The following is a 19514-nucleotide window of genomic DNA, read 5'->3' as shown; positions in this document are numbered from 1 at the left end:
GATATCAGCAAGCCATGGCACTTTCAGAGATTGTGGAACGAATACGTATGTCCAAATTGAGCCAGTTTACCATCCTTACAACCAACAGATGCACTGCGTTTTGTGACCATTGTTCTATGTATTCTTCACCGCAGCGTCGGGGAAAAGTTGCATTATCGACTATTACACAAACCGTTGATCAGTTAATGATCGACGAAAACCACCCCGAAGTGGTGGTATTTGCTGGCGGTGAACCGACGCTGCTGCGCAACGATCTTTTTGATGCCATCGCGTATTGCCATGAGAAAGGCCTTAAAACACGTATTGTGACGAATGCATCGTGGGCAACCACGATGCAAAAAGCTGAGGCGATGATTAATACTCTTCGCGAGTGTGGATTATCCGAGGTGAATTACAGCCTCGATGATTATCATGCCCGGGATATTAATTATGAAAATGTCTTTAATGCCTGGCGCGCAAGCAAGAACAAGGGCTTTGACAGCGTGGTGATCGCCAACTGTTATGGCCACAACTCGACGATCACCAGTGATTTTATCCAACAGCAACTTGGGGAAACAATCCCGGTTTATTGGGATGAGCATGGCACGCCGCAACATTCGATGTCGCGTAGTGCAGATGGTACCTGTTATTTAATTTCCAATGCGCGCTTACAGCGCTTGGGTCGGGGTATTGCGGTCGCCGAGCGGGACATTATTTATCCGCGTAAGCAATCCATCCTCAATCTGAAATGCCCCTGGGCGGTGAACAGTGCCGCGTTATCCGCAGGCAGTCACCTGCTGGCCTGTTGCGGGATCAACGCGCATGGTAACGAATTCCTCGATTTTGGCGATGTTCGGGATGCAAACGTCGCGGCGTTGCTCCGCCAAGGGGAACAGAGGTTGGTTATTCAGGCGATTCGAAAATTTGGCCCCTGGTTTTTGATGAAATTCGTCAGCGATATTGCGACGCAACCGCTTTTCAAACCCCGTTACGCTTCGGTATGCGAGATCTGTGAGGACGTGGTGAATATCGCTGAGTCCCGCCAGATATTAAGAGATTACCTCCCGGAAATTTACCCTCTTTACGAAAACATATGAAAAACCTGACGCGTTATTTAAATGACATCGGTTATGCCGAGCTCTGTAGCTCCTTCTTTCCCGGAACACCACGCCTCACCCGTTGGGCGGCAATAAACGATCTCATTTCCGATGCCCGCTTGCATGCATTTTACCGGCTGCTGCTGATCAACGAGCCTGTCGAATTGAGCGCCTTCTCGGCGCAAGAACTGGCGTTACTTGCCCCCCTGATAGCGCGCGAGATCCTGCAGCGCGATCGGCAGGTACTGCAGAGCCGCGGGTTTTCATTATTTATGGTGCTGGGTAACTGGCTACTTTTTGAAACCCCTGACACCAATCCAAAAATCTATTACGGTGATGACTCCTTTGGCTTGCTCACGCGGTTGCGTCCTGTGGTAGAAGGTACCACGCTAGATTTGTGTTCCGGGCCTGGCGTGCAGTCCATCTATTGTGCCGCAAAAGCTGCACGTGTGGTCTCGGTTGAAATTAACCCCTTGTCTGCCGCCGTGGCAGAGATAAACCGCAGCCTCAACGGGCTGGAAAACTGGGATATCCTGGTCGGCGACCTCTACAACGCGCTGCAAAGCGACGCGCAATTTGACCACATTGTCTGCAACCCGCCGCTGCTGCCGTTCCCCGATGAGCTGCCCTATCCCTTTGTCGGGCACGGCGGTAATGATGGTTGGGCCGTGACGTGGCGAGTGCTGGAAGGATTACCCCGTTACCTGAAACTAGGAGGACAGGCGCAGATCATTGGTACAACGTTAAGCGACGGGGTGGAGCCCGTGGTAATGGCACGGTTAATCGACTGGGCGAAAGCCAGCCAGATGGATTGCCAGCTCACAATCCTGTCTCAGCACCGTATGGCACCTGGGTACGAATATTTTGAGGGGCTGGCTTTCTCCTCGGCGGCGATGAATGTAGGTGAACTTGACGACATAAAAGCGAAGCTGACGCATTTCCTTGCTGAAAATCATGCCACGGCGTTAATCAGTACGGCTCTGCATATCCAGCACGGTAGCGGGAAAGTGAAAGTCTTGGATTTGTTTGACAGTGCCCATCCACAGCAGGGGCTGTGGTATGTGTAATAATCTGTCAGGTCCGGTATGAGCAGCGTTACTCATCATTTGCAACCCAGCCTGGTCCCATTTGACACCCGCAGGCAACCGGGCTGCCAGCTTATCTTTCGCGATCGGACTCTGGAATTACATGATGAGGCCGTGTTGCGCCGTTTTTCATGGACGGTGGATACCGAAGGATCTCGATGCGAGCTGGCAGGTAAAACCTTTTACGGCGAGCGCTATGGGGGCAGCGGCATCGGTGTGCATGGCGGTGGGGCGCGTTGCGGCTTCGATGGTGAGCGTTATCAGCTTAAAGGAATTGGACCCAATCCGCTGTTGGGGGTAATCGGCGAGGATGATGTCGGGCAGAGCGATGGCGAGCTTACGCTCTCTGCGGCGCTCTATGAGATGATCTGGAGCCGCATTCTCGACACGGTATTGCCATTCGGGGCGAATCGTTGCTTGGCTATCCTTGCTGTACCCGCACATTCTACGTTTTCCCGTGCGTTGCTGCTGCGCGAGGGTTATTTACGCCCGGCCCATTTCGAGCGTGCGGCCTACTTTCGCGGTGGCGCACAGGGTGGTCGCCATGAACAGGCCGCCGATGTCAGGCGCACGGTGCAAATGTGCCGACAGCTGCCAGACATCTTAGCCGACACCTTTCATTTGTGCGGCGATACTGAGCACTGCTTGGCTGAAGGGCTGGCTGAGTTCGCCCGCAGGCAGGCGGCGCAAATAGCCTGCGCCACTTCGCGGTTTTTGTATCACAGCATCTCTTCATCTAATTTTTCGCTGGACGGTAAGTGGCATGACTTTACCTCGCTTTCACCGCTGGATCCCCGTCATTTGCCTGTGGATTTCGGCATGGATAGCGCATGGGCAACACTGTGGGGGCAATTTGCTTTGGTGGCAGATGTGCTCGGATCATGGATTTTCCATTACGCCAAATATACCCACCTTTCTCAGTCTACCATGCAGGCACTGACGCGCGATGTCCTGACGGAATTTGAACAGACGCTGCATCAGCAGTATGCCTTCAATTTGTTGTGCGTGATGGGCATCCCCCGGCTGATAGCGCAAAGTATCTACAGCGAAACCGCCGTGCAGACGTGGGCCACCTCGCTGCTGGCTATCCTGCCTTCGTTGCCTTTCTGGATGCAACCACCTGCGGCAGCACTGCCTCTGGCTGCGATCAGTTTTAGCCGTGCGGCTACTGCGCCAACACAGGCGGGCTTTTTTCAGCAGACACGGGTTGCGACTTGGTTATCCCAGCGTGAAACTGTTCGTCGCCGGGCCATTGTTGTTGCGCAAGAGCACGGTATCGCAGCGCAGGATCTCGCCCTAGCGGTCGATATCAATGCGGCAAAATTTCTCTGCCCACGCCAGGCCGTAAGTTGGAGGGCGATGATTGATTCTCTTGATGGCATTCTTGTTGACGCGGATCTTGCCCTGAATGAGAAAGTCGACATTTTACTGCCCTGGTGTGAAGCGCGGGTTGCCCACTGGCGCTTTCATCTTACTGCCGACGCAGGTATGCAAACGATCTGCTGGCAGGGCAACAATACCGTCGTGATCTTTGATATGCAGGCGGGGTCATTCAAGGTTTCAACCGGGGGGCGGTCACGTCAGGTCGCTCCGCAAGATCTGCACGCATTTATGGCCACGTGCGAGGCAGGGCGCGCGTTTCGCGATTACTGCCAGCAGGTGCAGTTGTGCCTGTTTCCTGAGGGGTAAAAGGCGAATGAGCATCCAGTATTGGCGCAAAAAAGATGAACAAAAAGCAATGCAGTTGGGGGCCATTGCCAGCGTCATTGCCCGACACCCAATGTATGGGCGATGTCCGGCCAACTGGCTGGGGGCTTGGATCTTTAATGCGCTGGAGCATCAACAAGCTTACGTCTATTTTCGCAGCGGTCTGCCTGTTGGATTTATGACATGGGCTTTTTTGCAGGAAGAGACCTTAGCCCGACTGATTTACAGTGATTATGTGCTGCACTGGAGCGAATGGTCAGAAGGCGATTATTTGTGGCTGGTGGATTTTTGCATGCTGGAAGCTCTGTCAGAGCCTGAACTAATTGAACTGCTCAGCACCGTGTTTGCCGGGTACCGGACGGTGTACTGGTGTTCCCGCCAGGCTAAAAGCCAGACCATTTATCGTCTACATATTGACCGGCGTCACCTTAGCGTAATGGATAGCATCCGGTTTGTGGAATTGCTGGGGCAACCCACGCGTGAGAGTGCCTCATGACTCATCAGCGCAATCCGTTGTTTCGTCAGGAGGCAGTGGAAGCTCAACGGACCCCGGCAATGAGCGAAATTGTGCTTATCCGGCCTGTTTCATCAACTCTGATATTGACTATTAGCCTGTGTGCGGCGCTGGCCATTGTGCTGTTTATGATGCTGGGTAGTTACGCTAGGCGTACAACTGTCGAAGGGATCGTAGTACCAGATAAAGGGTTGGTGAAAATCTACCCGCAACAGCCGGGCGTGGTAGTCAATAAAGCGGTACATGAAGGGCAGCCTATCAAAAAAGGTGACCTTCTTTATACAGTTTCCACCGACTTGCGCAGTATGGCTGATGGTGAAACACAAGCCGCGCTGGTTAATCAGGTGCGTAATTATAAAAAATCCCTGCAGGAAGAGAGCGAAAAACTGCAACGTATGCAGTGGCAGGAAAAACAAAATACGCAGGAGAAACTCGTTAATTTGCGAACGCAATTGGCGCGGGTTAACACGCAGATTGCTACACAACAAACGCGTATTTCACTAGCGAAAGATGTTAATAACCGCTATCAGCAATTATTGACGCGCAACTACATCACCCGCGATCAGTTCCAGGTGCACCAGGACGCGCTACTTGATTTGCAATCCGATTTGCTCTCCTTTGAGCGGGAGCAGGTAAGTATTACTAGTGCTATCAACGATGCGACTACCGAATTAACCAATTTAGATCTGAAACAGCAAAACCAGCTATCGCAAATTGAACGCAGCGTTATTGACTCCAACACCACCTTAATTGCGCTGGAATCGCAACGCGAAATTGCCGTCAGCGCGCCGATCGACGGTACCGTGACGGCAACCATTGCCGAGGTTGGGCAAAGTGTTGATACTCAACACCCGGTGGCAACCATTATTCCCGATGATGCGCACTGGCAGGTGCGGTTATATGTGCCCAGCGGCGACATTGGTTTTATTAAACCTGGCGATGCGGTTTTGATTCGTTATCAGGCTTTTCCTTGGCAAAAATTTGGTCAATATCGCGCCAGAATAGCGTCGATTACGCTGGCGGCTTTATCGGCGGCCGATCTGTCGCGGGAAGAGCTGCCCACGCTGGTGGCCAATAGCGGCGGCACTACGTTTTACCGTGTCACCGCCAACCTTGATGAGCAGCGTGTCCATGTCTATGGCGAGCCACAGCCATTGCAGGCGGGGATGCTACTAGAAGCCGATATTGTGCAGGAGCACCGGCGTATTTATGAGTGGATGCTGGAGCCTGTTTTCAGCATGACGGGAAAACTATAACGCGCAGACTATGCAGATATTTGACCGATTATCCCCCGGCTTTGGCCGTAAATTACCGATGATTTTACAAACTGAGTCCACAGAGTGCGGGCTGGCATGTATTGCTATGATAGCGGGGTATTACGGCCATCACCTTACCCTTGCTGCTCTGCGGTCACGTTTTGCCGTGTCACTGAAAGGCACCGACCTGCGCACCGTGATGAAAATTGCGCAAGCACTGAATCTTGGTACCCGGGCAATGCGTATTGACTTGACAAAATTATCACAACTGCGTTTGCCCTGTATTTTGCACTGGAATTTCCGTCACTTTGTCGTGCTGAAAAAAATGACCCGCGACGGAGCGATCATTCATGATCCCGCCTGTGGTGTCGTGAAGATCACGCGGGGTGAGTTATCCCGAAACTTTACCGGCGTGGCGCTCGATGTATGGCCTACGGAGCAATTCGAGTCGCGCCCGCACGAGCCTCGCATCAGGTTGCGCACGCTGTTTGGTCCGCTCAAAGGTCTGGGCAGCTCGCTGGTGCTGATTGTTCTGCTCGCGCTGTGCCTGGAAGTTTTTTCTTTGATTCAGCCGCTGTTTTTGCAATGGGTTATTGATGAAGTGGTGGTCAGCAATGACACGGATTTATTAACCGTGTTGGTCATTGGTTTTGCGCTGGTGTTGATATTCCAACAGGTAACGTTTGCCGCCAAAGACTGGACGTTGATGTTTTTTAGCACCACCTTCAACATCCAGTGGCGTTCAAATGTGTTCTCGCATTTGATTTCATTACCGGTGCAATATTTTGAGCGGCGCCATCTTGGTGACGTGATTTCCCGTTTCGGTGCGATTGATACCATTCAACAGACGCTGAGTACCTCTTTTCTGGGCGGTCTACTCGATGGCATGGTAACGGTAGTGACGTTAATCATGATGTTTGTGTATAGCCCAAAGCTGGCGGCCATTGCGCTGGGAGTGATGGTGATATATGGCGTGATTCGCGCGGTGATGTACCAGCCTTTGCGGCAGGCCACGGAAGAGAATATCGTTCAGGGCGCTAAGCAACAAAGCCACTTTCTGGAAACATTACGCGGGCTGAAAACCATCAAACTCTTTAACCGCCAGGCAGACCGGCGTGAAAGCTGGTTGTCGCTATTTATCGCGCAGATTAACGCCGGTTTGCATGTGCAGAAGTTGCAACTGGTGTCGCAGCAGATCAATGGGTTGTTATTTGGCCTAGAAGGGTTGTTGATCATGTGGCTGGGCGCGCGCATGGTCATTGATAAGGAATTCACCGTCGGGGTGCTGATCGCCTTCAATGCCTATAAATTACATTTTGATACCCGCGTCAGCAGTTTAATTGATAAGTATTTTGAAGTCAGAATGTTGCGCTTACAGGGCGAACGGTTGTCCGATATCGTGCTGACCGAAGCGGAAGATCACAGCCAGCGCATTAATGTGTATGCAAACGATGCGCAAGAGCACTATGGCATCCGCTTTGACAAAGTTTCCTTTTGCTACGCAGAGAGTGAACCAGAGATCCTGAAAAATGTCTCTTTTACCGTGCTACCTGGCGAGTCAGTTGCGCTGGTTGGCCCCTCTGGATGTGGGAAAACGACACTGATGAATATTGTTCTCGGCGTGTTGTCGCCCTCGGCAGGCCACATCATGTTGGGCGAAGTAGATATTGCCCGGCTGGGCATGGAGCGTGTACGCCAGCTTACCGGTACGGTACTGCAAGATGATGTGCTGTTTGCCGGGACGATCGCCGACAACATCTGTTTTTTCGATCCGGCGGCGGACTTTGAACGCATGATGACGTGCGCTTCGCTGGCAGCGGTGCATGAAGACATTGTGCGAATGCCCATGGCGTACAGCACGCTAGTCGGGGACATGGGGACAGTGCTTTCCGGCGGGCAAAAACAGCGTGTGTTACTGGCCCGCGCGCTTTATAAACAACCGCGCATCCTGTTGCTGGACGAAGCTACCAGCCATCTGGATATTGTCCATGAGAAAGCGGTGACCAGGGCGATTGATACATTAAATATGACGCGCTTATTTGTGGCCCATCGTCCAGAGACGATTGCTTCAGCCAGCCGGGTTTTGGTGCTCGATCAGGGGTCACTGTATATGACCAGCACCGAGTCCTATTTGGCCTCTCTTGCAGTAGCGCGGGCTGCCTATGAATAATAGACTGGAGTGATAACGGAGCGCAGACCAAGTGAGGGAATTATGCCGAAACAGAGCGAACAAGCGCACGCTGCCGTTGCGCACTTCTTTCTATCTCCTTTTCAATTTTTATTTAAACTTTCGGCGACGGGGGAACACCTGGCGTATATCCGGCAGAAAGGGCCGGAAACCCTGCTCGTTATTGATCGGTTCGATGACGCCTTACAGCGCAGCCGTACAGCCCAGGTGAGCATTCCTGACGGTGACACCGTTGTTGATCTGGAGTGGAAAACCGCAGAGATGATTATTATCGTGGCCGTGAACCGCGCCTCATCGATGAAAAAATTGTTCGCTTACCGCCAGGCTTCCTCACTGTTGGATTTATCGTCGGGCAACGATGAGTGTGAACTGGCGGCGCTATTACCCTCTGCGCCGGAACATGTTCTGGTTTATGACACGGATAAAACGCGCAAGACGATCAGTCTGCTTAATATCACCACACGCGAGCGCAGTGTATTAAGAGTCTGCCCCGACGATGAGGTGAATTATTTCTTCGACTGGAGCGGTCAGCTCAGAATGATTTTTCGCATCACGACGCAGGGTTATCAAATTCTGATGCCGGATGCCGCGACGCAGCAATTTACCCCGATCTCTTCATTACCCTTTGATGGGGTTTTTATTCCACTGTTTACCAGCGCCGATCCGCAGGATGATTTTTATGCGCTGACCAATTTAGACCGAGAATTTACCTCGTTGGCGAAAGTCTCTTGCCGCGAGGCCTTTACGCTGGTTTGGTGCGAGACAGGTGTGGAGGGCGATGTGGCGGGGATCACAGGGCTGGACAGCGAAGGCCATATTGAAGGTGTTATTTTTGCCACAGCGCGCCATGACCCGCTCTTTTTCGCCCCGGATGCCCGGCAATTGCATACTCTGCTGAAAGCAAAGACGGCACTGCCCCTGCTGCGCATTAAAGCTGTTTCGGCTGATAAGCGCCGTTATATTGTAGCGGGTGCGGGGGACACGGTTCCTGAGTCATCTTTTTTATATGATTGCACTACAGAGCTGTTCATCTCGCTTGGCTGTAGCTTGCCAGATATCGATGTGCAGCGTTTACGCCCAATGACCTCCCTGACTCTCAATAGCCACGATGGCACAGTGCTGCCCTGTTTTTTAACGATGCCGAAAACGAAGCAGGCCTGTCCATTAATTCTTTTCCCACATGCTGGCCCCTGGACGAACGATAGCTGGGGTTTTAACGCGATTGTGCAATGTTTTGCCAGTGCGGGCTATGCCGTGTTGCAGGTTAATTTTCGCGGCTCTACTGGGTATGGCCGCAGCTATATACGTAAAAGCATCGGTCACTGGGGTGACAATATTCAACAAGATCTGACCGTTGCGTTGCAGAGGGTAATGAGGGATTTTTCCATTGATAAGACGCGCATTTTCGCATTTGGCACCAGTTTTGGCGGGCTGGCCAGTTTGTTACAACTAGCGCGGAAAGAGACGCCATTTGCCGGAGCAGCAACGCTCAATGCACCGACTGATTTGTTGGCGATCTTAACTGAGCTCCCTGCATTATGGTTACCGCTACAACAGGCTTTTTACCATTTGATTGCCAATCCCCATCAGCCTGAAGCTTCGACCAAGCTGCAACAAGCCTCGCCTTTATATCTCTGTGAGGCAATTACTGCGCCAATTCTTCTTTTGCACAGTAAAAATGATCAAGTCGTCAGTATCGAACAAAGTCTTAAGTTCTATCAGTCTATGTGTGAATTACGCCGTGAATGTCATTTTAAGGTGATCCCCGATGAAGGTCACGATGTGCTTTCAAGAGAGAACATAGCTTGTGCTGTAGTTGCTGCCCTAGAGTTCTTTGACTCAATCGCATTGACAACATAAGGTAAAATAGAATTGAACTGCTGTTTAGAAACAAAAATTTTATATACTCACCACGGATTTAAGGTATCGCAAACTCATGTGTGGACTCTATTTCTTGGTAATGGTGCCAACTTACTGATTTAGTGTATGATGGTGTTTTTGAGGTGCTCCAGTGGCTTCTGTTTCTATCAGCTGTCCCTCCTGTTCAGCTACTGAAGGCGTGGTGCGTAACGGTAAAAGCACTGCCGGACATCAGCGCTATCTCTGCTCTCACTGCCGTAAAACATGGCAGCTACAGTTCACTTACACCGCCTCTCAGCCCGGTACACACCAGAAAATTATTGATATGGCCATGAATGGCGTCGGATGTCGCGCCAGTGCACGCATTATGGGCGTTGGCCTCAACACGATTTTACGACACTTAAAAAACTCAGGCCGCAGTCGGTAAACTCACGCATACAACCGGGCAGTGACGTCATTGTTTGCGCGGAAATGGACGAACAGTGGGGTTACGTCGGCGCTAAATCACGCCAGCGCTGGTTGTTTTACGCGTATGACAGGATACGGAGGACGGTTGTGGCGCACGTATTCGGTGAACGCACGTTGGCCACGCTGGAGCGTCTTCTTGGCCTGCTGTCGGCCTTTGAGGTCGTGGTATGGATGACGGATGGCTGGCCGCTTTATGAATCACGCCTGAAGGGAGAACTGCACGTTATCAGCAAGCGATATACGCAGCGCATTGAGCGGCATAACCTGAATCTGAGGCAGCATCTGGCAAGGCTGGGCAGGAAGTCACTGTCGTTCTCAAAATCGGTGGAGCTGCATGACAAAGTCATCGGGCATTATCTGAACATAAAACACTATCAGTAAGTTGGAGTCATTACCGAACTATTCTGATTTGTTTATAAAGAACATTTTTACATCCAAGGGCGAAATATTTTTTATGCTATCTTACATGCTATCTCAATATGCCAAGCTACCTGTGCCTGAAGTTACCCTACTTTCATGGCTAAAACAATGGTTGTCAGAGCAGGAATCGAGGTGTACAGACAGAAGTTTCTCGGCGCGATTTCCCTGGAGAGAAACTGGATTATGTCAGGAATATTTTTTACAACGAAAACTCAAAATTGATGGAAAGCAATTTCTTACTGGCCCCCGTTATCAGGGCGGAAATATTAGCAAACCTTTTATTGATATTGTAGGTATGGATTCTGACCTAAGTCATACTGCATTAGAACTCATTAGTAAGGAATGGTCACAACTCAGAGCTCAGTATGTTCGCATTCTTGTGCCAGGCCAGTACTTCGCGCAGGGTATTCCCGATCAGTATATATATGCCACCTCTTTTTCTGATCCCCCTGAATTCAATGATAAATCTCTTACTTTGCAAGTGGCGACGTACGAAGATTTTGACTGGTGTAGTCAGGCCCTGAGTGAGGCCTATAAGCATACATGGCGGTCAGTTCGCGAACTGACTGCAAGCAATTTGGTAGCAGTTGACGACGAAGAGTTGTGTGACCATATTTCCGAGAGAGAAGTATATATTATCTATGAAAACGATGCTCGCGCCGGGTTGCTAATATGCCAGAAAGGAAACATCGCTTTTCTGAGAGGATATCGTATTACTGAAAAAATAATACTTCCTGCTTTTCGCGGTCGATCATTGTCAGCCCGAGCGCAACACCTGCTGTACCGTTTATTAACTCATTCCGATTCGGAACTATCTTTGTATATGGGCACAATTATTCCGGAGAATATCCCCTCGATGAAAACTGCAGAAAGAGCGGGACGAACTTGCATCCTAAGTTATCAATTTCTACCAATCTGCAGAACCCACGACTAACAGCAATGCTAATTTATCTTCATCCTACTACAGTTTCTGGCACAGGGCTGCTGTTGCAGCCCACACAAATTAAACTTCAATAGACTCAGATATCTCCAGGGCATCATCCACTTCAATACCGAGATAACGGACTGTACTTTCGAGTTTTTTGTGACCTAACAGTCGCTGGATAACTCGAAGATTCTTCGTTTTTTTATAGATCAGATATGGCTTGGTTCTTCGCATAGAATGCGTACCGTACAGAGTCTCGTCGAGACCCACCTTATCAATCCATCCATGAAAAATACGGTTATATTGCCTGGTTGAGATATGTCGTGAAGAATCGACGCCGGACTGGAACAGATAGTCGCTACTACGTAGATGAGCCCTTTTGATCCACGCGGCCACAGTCTCTCTGGTTCCCTTAGTCAGTTCAAACTGAACGGGGCTTCCCGTTTTTTCTGCAGCACTGTCGCTCTGCTCGAAATAGAGTGCCCATAGGCCACATCAGAAACTTTTAGCTTAACCAGATCACAGCCCCGAAGTTTACTATCCAGAGCCATGTAAAACAGAGCTAAATCGCGTACTTTTCCTTCCAGCTCAAGTCTGATACGGATTCCCCAGATATGAGATATCTGAAGAGGCCGTTTCTGGCCAATAATACGACCCTTGTTCCAGGGGGATGTTGTCATGCTCAATCTCCTTTGGGTTAGGAGATGTGATTATGGTTGTCCCATATGAGCGAGGAGCGGACATTATGCTTAAATAATGATGACTCTGGCAGGATGGGTTTTCAATGCTTGGAAGGTAGCCACTAATTCAGGTGACGTAAATGTGTAGCAATCCCCCACTTTAGGCCGATACATTTTCCATTAATCAGGTCGATAACAGAATAACTTGCATTGGGGTGAGCATAGCGAGGGAAACTATTGACAGTCCCTTCTTTAAGAATTGCCAGAGTGCCCTGACTGACATGCCCGTGAGACACAATACATATTGTTTGTTGATGTGATGAGGTATCTTCCAGGTTTTGTAAAAAACGCATAACTCGCTGAGAAGCATGCGCCAGTGACTCCCCCCCAGGTGGACAATACTCTGCATCAAGCCTGAATAACGCATTTGCATAGTTTGGATGTTTTTGTCTGAGTAGTTCTAACGGCATACCTTCAAACTGACCAAAGGCCTGCTCTTTAAGGGCCGGTTCAGCCGTCAGTGAACAATGAAAGTGTTCAGCCAGGCTTTGCCCCATTTGCCAGGCACGCCCAAGCGGAGAAGCGTAAACACGCTCTATTTGATACTCACTTGCACTAAACGCTGCTAGTAGGACGGATGTTTCACGCAAACCCCGACAGGTCAAGGAGCTATCGCTGTGCCCCTGAATAATTCCTTCCAAATTCCACTCTGTTTCTGCGTGTCGAACAAGTATCAATTTCATCGTTAGCTGGCCATGCTCGTTGTTGATCAAAATGTCCCAACTGCGCGATATCAAACACACACCGTTGAAGCAGCGGAAGGCTTTCCTGTTTTGGAAATAATGAACAAGTGTAGCTTATTGCCGTTATGCAGCGGCTCTGGGGGTGGGGCGCTGAATTTTATCCGTAGTTAACTTCCGCTCCTGGCACAAAGCAGACGTTAAGACTTACAGCATCGTGAAGCTTCTGAATGCCGCATCAGCGGCATGGAGGCGCCAGCTGAAGTTGAATGGAGTACTACGGGCAAATGGCGCCGTCGCCCGGCGCAGCCGGCAGCCGTTTTGACAGGTTTTGCCTATCCCATCCCTCCTGTTAAGCCATACCCACTTAAAACGTCTCAGACGCCTTTGTACGCGGTCGGAGTGGACCCGACAAGGCGACAGCCGCAGTCGGGGCGTATCTCGGGGTTTGAGGAGCAACGGAACAGTAAACGCCGTTAAGCGGTCAATTTAAATGGTTATTAATTTATTAATCAATAAATTATGCCTCTTCATTGAAAGCTCTCAGCTCACCCTTACTGACGGATTCCGGCACCGTAAAGGAATAACGCCCCTGCATATTGATATGTCCGCACTGCAATGGGGACAGTTTTTCAACATCTTCATCCTGAACCGGATAACCTTCATGCCTGAGCTGCTGAATCGCGGCATCTATGTAAATCGTGTTCCACAGAACAATAATATTGAGCACCAGACCTAACGATCCAAGCTGATCTTCCTGGCCTTCACGGTAAGCCTGTCTCAGTTCTCCCCGTTTACCATGAAAGACATTTCTGGCCACTGCGTGGCGACCCTCTCCACGGTTGAGTTGCTGCAACGTTCTTCGCCGTTTGTTTTCATCGTCGAGGTAAGTCAGCATATGGATAGTTTTATCGGCGCGGCCTATTTCGGCTATTGCCTGTGCCAGGCTGGTTGGCCTGTCGCCCGTTTGCAGTGTTTTCATGATGGACATGACGTTCAGTCGTCCAAGTTTGAGGGACGCAATCAGCCGCAGAATATCATCCCAGTGTGGCTCTGTTTTTTTCCCAAAATTAAGGCGATGCGAAGATATCGCGTTAAACGGACCGTAATCTGCTTTAGGGTCGGTGCGCCAGAATCTGGCTCCCCCCGTGTCCGCGATCCTTGGACAAAAACGATATCCCAGCAGGCGGAAAAGCCCAAAAATAACATCGCTGTATGCACCAGTATCGGTCATTATCTGGTATGGCATTTGATCCGTTTGTTGCTCCAGAACGACAGCCAGAATGACCAGGCTATCCCTGAGGGTTCCAGGAACAATGATGTCGTTTATCCCCGAATACTGGTCAGATATCAGGTTGTACCATGTAACCCCTCGTCCTTCTTTGAAGTATTTTGGGTTGGGGCCGGCATGCACCGTGCGCACAGGAACAACAAATCGCATACCATCGGCTGACGCCACCTCACCACCACCCCAGATGTTCGCCAGGGGAACGCCACTTTGTGCTGCGACCAGAATGGCGTTAGCTGCCCGAATCGTTTCATCCCTGATGTAGTTGCTGTCTGTCCAGGTCAGACGGTCACGCTTCAGTGCCGCGACATCATTACGTATAAAGGGCTCCGGACCGGTGTTACAGGCTTCTGCCATCAGCATGGCGCAGATGCTGATATGCAGGTCCGAGACGCGGGAGCTTTGCTCTGATGAATGGGTAAAGGCACCGGTGAAATGTGTCCGGGCATCGATTTCCAGTATCAGTTCAGGCAAATCAACTCGTGGCAGCATGTCGGCCACCCGCTGCCGCAATGCGATCAGCGATGGCGTTTCTTCAATGGCATCCAGAGGACTCAGGATCAGCTCCGTTTTATCGCCATTCTCCGCAAATCTGACTGCCGGGTTTTCCGGTAGTCGGTCCAGCACATCACGATATGTTGAATCCAGTTCTGTTGCGATGGCCGACAGGGTGGCACCTGGTGCTGATGATAATCCCAGAGAGCGGCAGATTACCGGGCGCAGAGCTTCCCATTCCTTACCTTCGATAAGTCCAGCCCGGGGATCTGCATAACGCCAACTGGGGGTAACATAAATATCCCGTTTTTTCAGTGTAAGCTGAAGTTCCTTGAGTGCGCAAAACGTATAGGCGTGAAAATCAATGCTGCCGTCTTTTCTCATCACATGTTGCTGCCACGGTTTATTGATTATTTCACGTGGTGCATCGTTATCTGTCTTTTTCTTTTTTAAATTAACTTCAATCCAGCTAAGTGCATTAATTAATGCCTCCGCTGAGGCATTACCTTCAAAATGTATTCCGGACAGTAAATCAGGTAAAAATCGCCGTACTGTTTTGAATTTCGCATCAAGTTCATTGAAATAAACGTTATTAGCCGGACGAATAATTGATGTCACATTATTGACTGCATGCTTCAGTACATCTTCGGGGATAATATTGAAGATATTATCACGAACATCGGTATTGGGTAACTTTTCGTCAAGGATCATCCGGCATGCTTTTGCCAGTATTTCTGCTGCACGATCCAGATCTTTAAGTGTTCGCTGGCGGTTCCGTTTATCTGCCTGAACCGCTTCATTGAACAGATCCCGGAGTAGTGCTTCAAGTAATTCAAGTACATCATCCTGAGCCGTCGCCTCCATACAACAGGAGAATGCAACAAGCGTAGCCAGTTTTCTTTTTTCTGGTAAGCGCTGAAGCGCTGTTGTTTTAGCCGTTGAGGCATAACGTGCCAGGGCAGCAATACGGGTATCCGAAACTGGTGTAATTGCTGGTAATGTCACGCCCAGGTTACGTATGGTCTGAAGACGGCCCGTGGCCTGTACCAGAGATGTGGCATTCACTTTAGTGGGGCCGGTACGTAACTGATCGAGTAACGAATAGCGGCTCCCGGCCGGAACCGAAAGCAGCTCCAGAAGCCGTTGTGCCTGAGCGTCATCAATACAGGTCGCCAACGACTGCCAGAGCCGGTTTTCAACCCTGCTGCGTAATCGGGCTATATAACGTTCGAGCAACGAATATCCGGGTAATAAGACTTTGTGTGATAAAAGCCATCCTGTACATCTTTCAAAAAGAATACCCGGACGACTTGTTCCGGTCCAGCATAAAGAATATAACCAGCGGGTCAGTGAAAACGCCACACGGGTGTCGGTGAATTCCGTGTAACCATATATTTTTGTGATTTCATCTATATGCTGTCGGCGCTGCTTTCCTGAGTTATATATACTAACCTGTTCACTACCACTCTCAATATGCAGCTGCTCTGCCAGAAAATCAATAGCAGCAACCGGAATTATTGTAGTTAAATCTGGGAAACGTCCGAGGTAACGGACTGTACATAATAATACGGCATAGCCCAGCCGGTTATGCTCTCCCCGTTTTTCTGAAATGTTCATCCGGTCAAAATCATCAAGATGAAAATAACGCGCCAGTGTTTCCTTTGTCAGTTCGCCATGATAGTTACCATAACCTGCTTTTTGGTCTTCGGAAAGAAAATTAACGGGCATCGTAAACCATCCTTAGTTCAGGGGGGATTTCACGAATTTTTTTGCGACTGATGGATTGCCCAGACGCGTTTGACCTGGCTGATGCTGCATCCGGCCAGCGTGGCTGTGCGCTCAATGGTTAACCCGGACTGCCGGAGGGTAATGATGCGCTCATGGGTCACGAGATCGGCCTTCCTGCCTGCGTACTTGCCTGCAACTTTGGCGAGCTGAACCCCCTGTCGCTGTCTTTCCCGTCGTACTTCGTAGTCATCCCGGGCGGTCTGAAGGGCAAGTTTCAGCAACAACTCCTGAACAGATTCGAGGACAATGCGGGAGACACCATCATTTTCTGCTACCACTTCTGACAAATCCACTATGCCTGGAATAGCCAGCCTGGCACCTTTGTCTCTGATAGAAGCAATCAGTTTTTCTGCTTCAGGAAGAGGAAGGCGACTGATACGGTCAATTTTTTCGGCTATCACTACATCACCAGGTTGAAGGTCGGCGATCATGCGGAGAAGCTCAGGTCTGTCAGCTCTGGCACCCGATGCTTTTTCCCGATAAATACCGGCGATATAAAAACCACTGGCAATGGCCGTTTTTTCGATGTCAGCCTGGCGTGTCAGATCCTGCTCTGATGTACTGACTCTTTCATAGATGCGAGCAATTTTCATTTACGGTAGCCAAAATGAGTATAGGTAATTTGGCTATCGTAAAAGATATGGCTAAAAATGCAAATCTGCGATGTAAATTGGCTGGTTGTTTTTTAGCTATTTAAAATGGCTGCTTAATAGCGTTCGCCCTTCGAGAGCTTTCCAACCACTGATTACACTCATGCATTTTCCAACATTCGAAGGTGTTGGGCGAAATCACCATCCGTACCTGTCACGTTCACATGCTCAAAATATTCATACCATCCACTGGCCTTAATTCCAGCCAGCAATGCATCGCGTGTCTGAGCATCAGGAAAACGCCAAATACCGAGAAAGCGATGTTCTGTGCTTCTGTCTATACCTGGTTGAATTTCGGTAAGCGTAAGAATTTCAACTCCCATACTGGATAAACTGCTCATAGAGTTGTTGATGTCTTCCAAAAACTGCCGGCGTAGTCCGATAGTTAGAGACTTCCATTCGGCGTTGGGCGTATAGAGTTCAACAAGATAGCAGGACATAAGGCTTCTCCTTTATTTAAGGTTACGCAACGCACGTTGACAAATGCGACGGGTTGCATCGGTGGGGGTTGTATGTAGCCATTGAGAACAGACATTACGAACCCAATTAGGCTGATCCTTAGCTGCATCGTTTAACCAGTTGGACACAGAGTCCTGCACATAAACGGAAGGATCTGCGCGGAGCGGCATAAGTATAGAGATTGCAAGTTCAGGTTCGTGTTTAAGAGCACTGATATGCGTACACCATACACCGCGTGGGCGCAGGACTTCACAGGCGAAGCGACGTAAATATTCGGAAGGTGATACAGTCCATTGGACCAAATAACCAATAGACACATCAAGTTGGTCTGCTATATGCGGGCGAATAGCCATCCAGGCCCACTCACGTACAGCAAAGTGACCATCGTCGGCCAACGAACGGATGGCAGTCAACCGTTCAGACAGATGTAATCCAGGTTGATTGCGAATCATAAAGCAAGCCCAGCCACGTACCGAGTCCGCTCTGTGCACCCGGCATTTTTCTATCCCTTCAGACCCCAACGCATCCAGTAAAACAGCACCGATTGTGTCCATGCGTTTGAGAATACCTGACTCGCAAGCAGCATCGATTTCTTTCATAGCATCTGTCGGCAACTCGGGAAAGACCGCACGTACCAACTGGGCCTGGTTAATAGCCAGGCATTCGGCTAGGGTCGCGCTTTGTATTTTGCCACGAGACAAGGATTGTTGTATGTCCACAGTAACATCAGCTACACGAGTTACACCTTTACGTACAGAAGTCATGATGCTGAATCTCCAATGTTACCGGATACTTTCTCTAACAGCGTTACCAGTTGTTTACGTTCTCGTGCAGAAAGATTGCTGTAAAGGCTGGCAATCCAACGACTATGCTGCTCAAACACCGTCCTGGCTACATTTTTTCCTTTACGTGTAAGTCTTACGCACAACGCTCGTCGGTCACTGACATCCTGATGCCGTTCAATCAATTTGTCTCGTTCCAGACCATCCAGCAGTCCTGTTATGGTGGCACGTGTAACACCTGCTTGTTTTGACAGCGTGTTGGGAGCCACTCCATCAGATGCTGCATCAAGCAGGAAAAGAAGGATAAAGCGTCCTTCAGATAAACCGTGCAACGCCAGTAACGCAGCGCAACTTCTGTCAATTCCGGCAGCCAGAGAAAGAGTCTTAAAGCACAAAAGAATACCTTCTACATCGGGTAGATTTCGGCGTTGTGCTTCCTGGATGAGTGAATGATATTTTTGTTCAATCTTCATTGTGATGTCGCCATATAGTATGGCGGCTTACTATATACTTATTACAACCTATTTGGCAATAAGGGTCACCTAAGAAAACGGAATAAAGCACGGTAAGGACACACACGCTGACCGAGTTGTTCGGTTCAGGATGAAGTTTTTGAAAACTATCAACGTTACAATGCAGGCATATCAATATGCAGGGGGTATTCTTTTACGGTGCTGGAGTCCGTCAGTAAAGGGGAGCTGAGAGCTTTCAATGAAGAGGCATAATTTATTGATTAATAAATTAATAACCATTTAAATTGACCGCTTAACGGCGTTTACTGTTCCGTTGCTCCTCAAACCCCTATCTCCGCGTTAGCGGGCCGCAGGGCCGCTTACGAGCGTGTACCTCAGAACTGACCGCAGCTCCACTGACAGCGATGAAGAAGAATAGTTACAACACCCATCATTAAAAGCGATGGTGTTCCCCGGCCTTCGGCCGGGGGCGGCGGCGCTTTTCAGGGCGGACAGGTGGGCACTGGTGTTGTTGAAGCGTCAGCGGCGCTCGATGGTGGGTGGTGAGGTTTGCGCGGTGTTTTGTACCGATTGTTTTGGCTGAGGACTGAGCTGGCGTGGTTTTACGGGTATTTACTCGGATGATGTAACTAACTTTTGCTCTTTGTCTGACTGGCCCGA

The 19514-nt window shown here is 49.8% G+C and carries 15 protein-coding genes and 1 pseudogene; 9 read left to right on the top strand and 7 right to left on the bottom strand.

Features of this window, described 5'->3' with window-relative positions:
• Nucleotides 1-14 precede the first annotated feature (14 nt).
• The 9 genes from MKleb_RS29700 to MKleb_RS29660 all read left to right on the top strand — a co-directional run bounded on the left by MKleb_RS29700 (nt 15) and on the right by MKleb_RS29660 (nt 11508).
• Complete coding sequence (locus MKleb_RS29700) at nt 15-1076, top strand: radical SAM protein (protein WP_324110162.1); 1062 nt, start codon at nt 15-17, stop codon at nt 1074-1076.
• Entirely contained in the window at nt 1073-2143 is a 1071-nt protein-coding gene (locus tag MKleb_RS29695; RefSeq protein ID WP_217077194.1) for a methyltransferase, read from the top strand. Before MKleb_RS29700 ends, MKleb_RS29695 begins: the two co-directional genes overlap by 4 nt.
• An 18-nt stretch (nt 2144-2161) precedes the next feature.
• Nucleotides 2162-3850 (top strand): hypothetical protein, encoded by a 1689-nt coding sequence (locus MKleb_RS29690; protein WP_217077193.1) that lies wholly within the window; start codon nt 2162-2164, stop codon nt 3848-3850.
• A 7-nt stretch (nt 3851-3857) separates the two neighbouring features.
• A complete protein-coding gene (locus MKleb_RS29685) occupies nt 3858-4364 on the top strand; it encodes a toxin-activating lysine-acyltransferase (protein ID WP_217077192.1) in 507 nt (168 codons plus the stop codon).
• A 59-nt stretch (nt 4365-4423) separates the two neighbouring features.
• Nucleotides 4424-5638, top strand: a complete 1215-nt coding sequence (locus tag MKleb_RS29680; protein ID WP_228740835.1) for an HlyD family secretion protein — start codon at nt 4424-4426, stop codon at nt 5636-5638.
• A 10-nt stretch (nt 5639-5648) separates the two neighbouring features.
• On the top strand, nt 5649-7808 hold the full coding sequence (locus tag MKleb_RS29675) for a peptidase domain-containing ABC transporter (protein WP_217077188.1): 2160 nt from the start codon (nt 5649-5651) through the stop codon (nt 7806-7808).
• 42 nt (nt 7809-7850) lie between these two features.
• Entirely contained in the window at nt 7851-9686 is a 1836-nt protein-coding gene (locus MKleb_RS29670) for an alpha/beta hydrolase family protein (RefSeq protein WP_217077187.1), read from the top strand.
• Between the two features lie 151 nt (nt 9687-9837).
• A protein-coding gene (locus MKleb_RS29665) for an IS1 family transposase (RefSeq protein WP_223274117.1) occupies nt 9838-10535 on the top strand; the annotation gives its coding sequence in 2 pieces (ribosomal slippage) (nt 9838-10087 and nt 10087-10535; 699 coding nt in all).
• A gap of 73 nt (nt 10536-10608) precedes the next feature.
• Nucleotides 10609-11508, top strand: coding sequence for a hypothetical protein (locus MKleb_RS29660; protein ID WP_217077186.1), 900 nt, complete (start codon nt 10609-10611; stop codon nt 11506-11508).
• Between the two features lie 69 nt (nt 11509-11577).
• Here MKleb_RS29660 and MKleb_RS29655 read toward each other — a convergent pair.
• From MKleb_RS29655 to MKleb_RS29625, 7 genes and pseudogenes are all read right to left on the bottom strand, one after another.
• Nucleotides 11578-12179 (bottom strand): annotated as a pseudogene (locus tag MKleb_RS29655) (tyrosine-type recombinase/integrase).
• A 122-nt stretch (nt 12180-12301) separates the two neighbouring features.
• On the bottom strand, nt 12302-12922 hold the full coding sequence (locus tag MKleb_RS29650) for a histidine phosphatase family protein (RefSeq protein ID WP_071830716.1): 621 nt from the start codon (nt 12920-12922) through the stop codon (nt 12302-12304).
• A 517-nt stretch (nt 12923-13439) separates the two neighbouring features.
• Complete coding sequence (locus tag MKleb_RS29645; RefSeq protein WP_217077157.1) at nt 13440-16430, bottom strand: Tn3 family transposase; 2991 nt, start codon at nt 16428-16430, stop codon at nt 13440-13442.
• 29 nt (nt 16431-16459) lie between these two features.
• Nucleotides 16460-17083 (bottom strand): recombinase family protein, encoded by a 624-nt coding sequence (locus tag MKleb_RS29640; RefSeq protein WP_118284045.1) that lies wholly within the window; start codon nt 17081-17083, stop codon nt 16460-16462.
• 158 nt (nt 17084-17241) lie between these two features.
• Nucleotides 17242-17580, bottom strand: coding sequence for a DUF6616 family protein (locus MKleb_RS29635; protein ID WP_217077158.1), 339 nt, complete (start codon nt 17578-17580; stop codon nt 17242-17244).
• 12 nt (nt 17581-17592) lie between these two features.
• Nucleotides 17593-18363 carry a DNA alkylation repair protein gene (locus MKleb_RS29630; protein ID WP_217077159.1) on the bottom strand — a complete coding sequence of 257 codons (771 nt, stop codon included), beginning with the start codon at nt 18361-18363 and terminating at the stop codon, nt 17593-17595.
• A complete protein-coding gene (locus MKleb_RS29625) occupies nt 18360-18854 on the bottom strand; it encodes a MarR family winged helix-turn-helix transcriptional regulator (RefSeq protein WP_217077161.1) in 495 nt (164 codons plus the stop codon). The genes MKleb_RS29630 and MKleb_RS29625 overlap by 4 nt, the downstream gene beginning before the upstream one ends.
• Nucleotides 18855-19514: the final 660 nt, after the last annotated feature.

Source organism: Klebsiella sp. PL-2018, assembly GCF_019048985.1.
Lineage (GTDB): Bacteria > Pseudomonadota > Gammaproteobacteria > Enterobacterales > Enterobacteriaceae > Klebsiella > Klebsiella michiganensis.
Note: the sequence above shows the minus strand (reverse complement) of the source record. Positions and strands in the feature narration are given on the sequence as shown.

What these genes read in the sequence shown, in the direction of transcription:
- MKleb_RS29700 (WP_324110162.1), top strand. Translation starts at nt 15, where the DNA reads ATGGCACTTTCAGAGATTGTGGAACGAATACGTATGTCCAAATTGAGC.
- MKleb_RS29695 (WP_217077194.1), top strand. Translation starts at nt 1,073, where the DNA reads ATGAAAAACCTGACGCGTTATTTAAATGACATCGGTTATGCCGAGCTC.
- MKleb_RS29690 (WP_217077193.1), top strand. Translation starts at nt 2,162, where the DNA reads ATGAGCAGCGTTACTCATCATTTGCAACCCAGCCTGGTCCCATTTGAC.
- MKleb_RS29685 (WP_217077192.1), top strand. Translation starts at nt 3,858, where the DNA reads ATGAGCATCCAGTATTGGCGCAAAAAAGATGAACAAAAAGCAATGCAG.
- MKleb_RS29680 (WP_228740835.1), top strand. Translation starts at nt 4,424, where the DNA reads ATGAGCGAAATTGTGCTTATCCGGCCTGTTTCATCAACTCTGATATTG.
- MKleb_RS29675 (WP_217077188.1), top strand. Translation starts at nt 5,649, where the DNA reads ATGCAGATATTTGACCGATTATCCCCCGGCTTTGGCCGTAAATTACCG.
- MKleb_RS29670 (WP_217077187.1), top strand. Translation starts at nt 7,851, where the DNA reads ATGCCGAAACAGAGCGAACAAGCGCACGCTGCCGTTGCGCACTTCTTT.
- MKleb_RS29660 (WP_217077186.1), top strand. Translation starts at nt 10,609, where the DNA reads ATGCTATCTTACATGCTATCTCAATATGCCAAGCTACCTGTGCCTGAA.
- MKleb_RS29650 (WP_071830716.1), bottom strand. Translation starts at nt 12,922, where the DNA reads ATGAAATTGATACTTGTTCGACACGCAGAAACAGAGTGGAATTTGGAA.
- MKleb_RS29645 (WP_217077157.1), bottom strand. Translation starts at nt 16,430, where the DNA reads ATGCCCGTTAATTTTCTTTCCGAAGACCAAAAAGCAGGTTATGGTAAC.
- MKleb_RS29640 (WP_118284045.1), bottom strand. Translation starts at nt 17,083, where the DNA reads ATGAAAATTGCTCGCATCTATGAAAGAGTCAGTACATCAGAGCAGGAT.
- MKleb_RS29635 (WP_217077158.1), bottom strand. Translation starts at nt 17,580, where the DNA reads ATGTCCTGCTATCTTGTTGAACTCTATACGCCCAACGCCGAATGGAAG.
- MKleb_RS29630 (WP_217077159.1), bottom strand. Translation starts at nt 18,363, where the DNA reads ATGACTTCTGTACGTAAAGGTGTAACTCGTGTAGCTGATGTTACTGTG.
- MKleb_RS29625 (WP_217077161.1), bottom strand. Translation starts at nt 18,854, where the DNA reads ATGAAGATTGAACAAAAATATCATTCACTCATCCAGGAAGCACAACGC.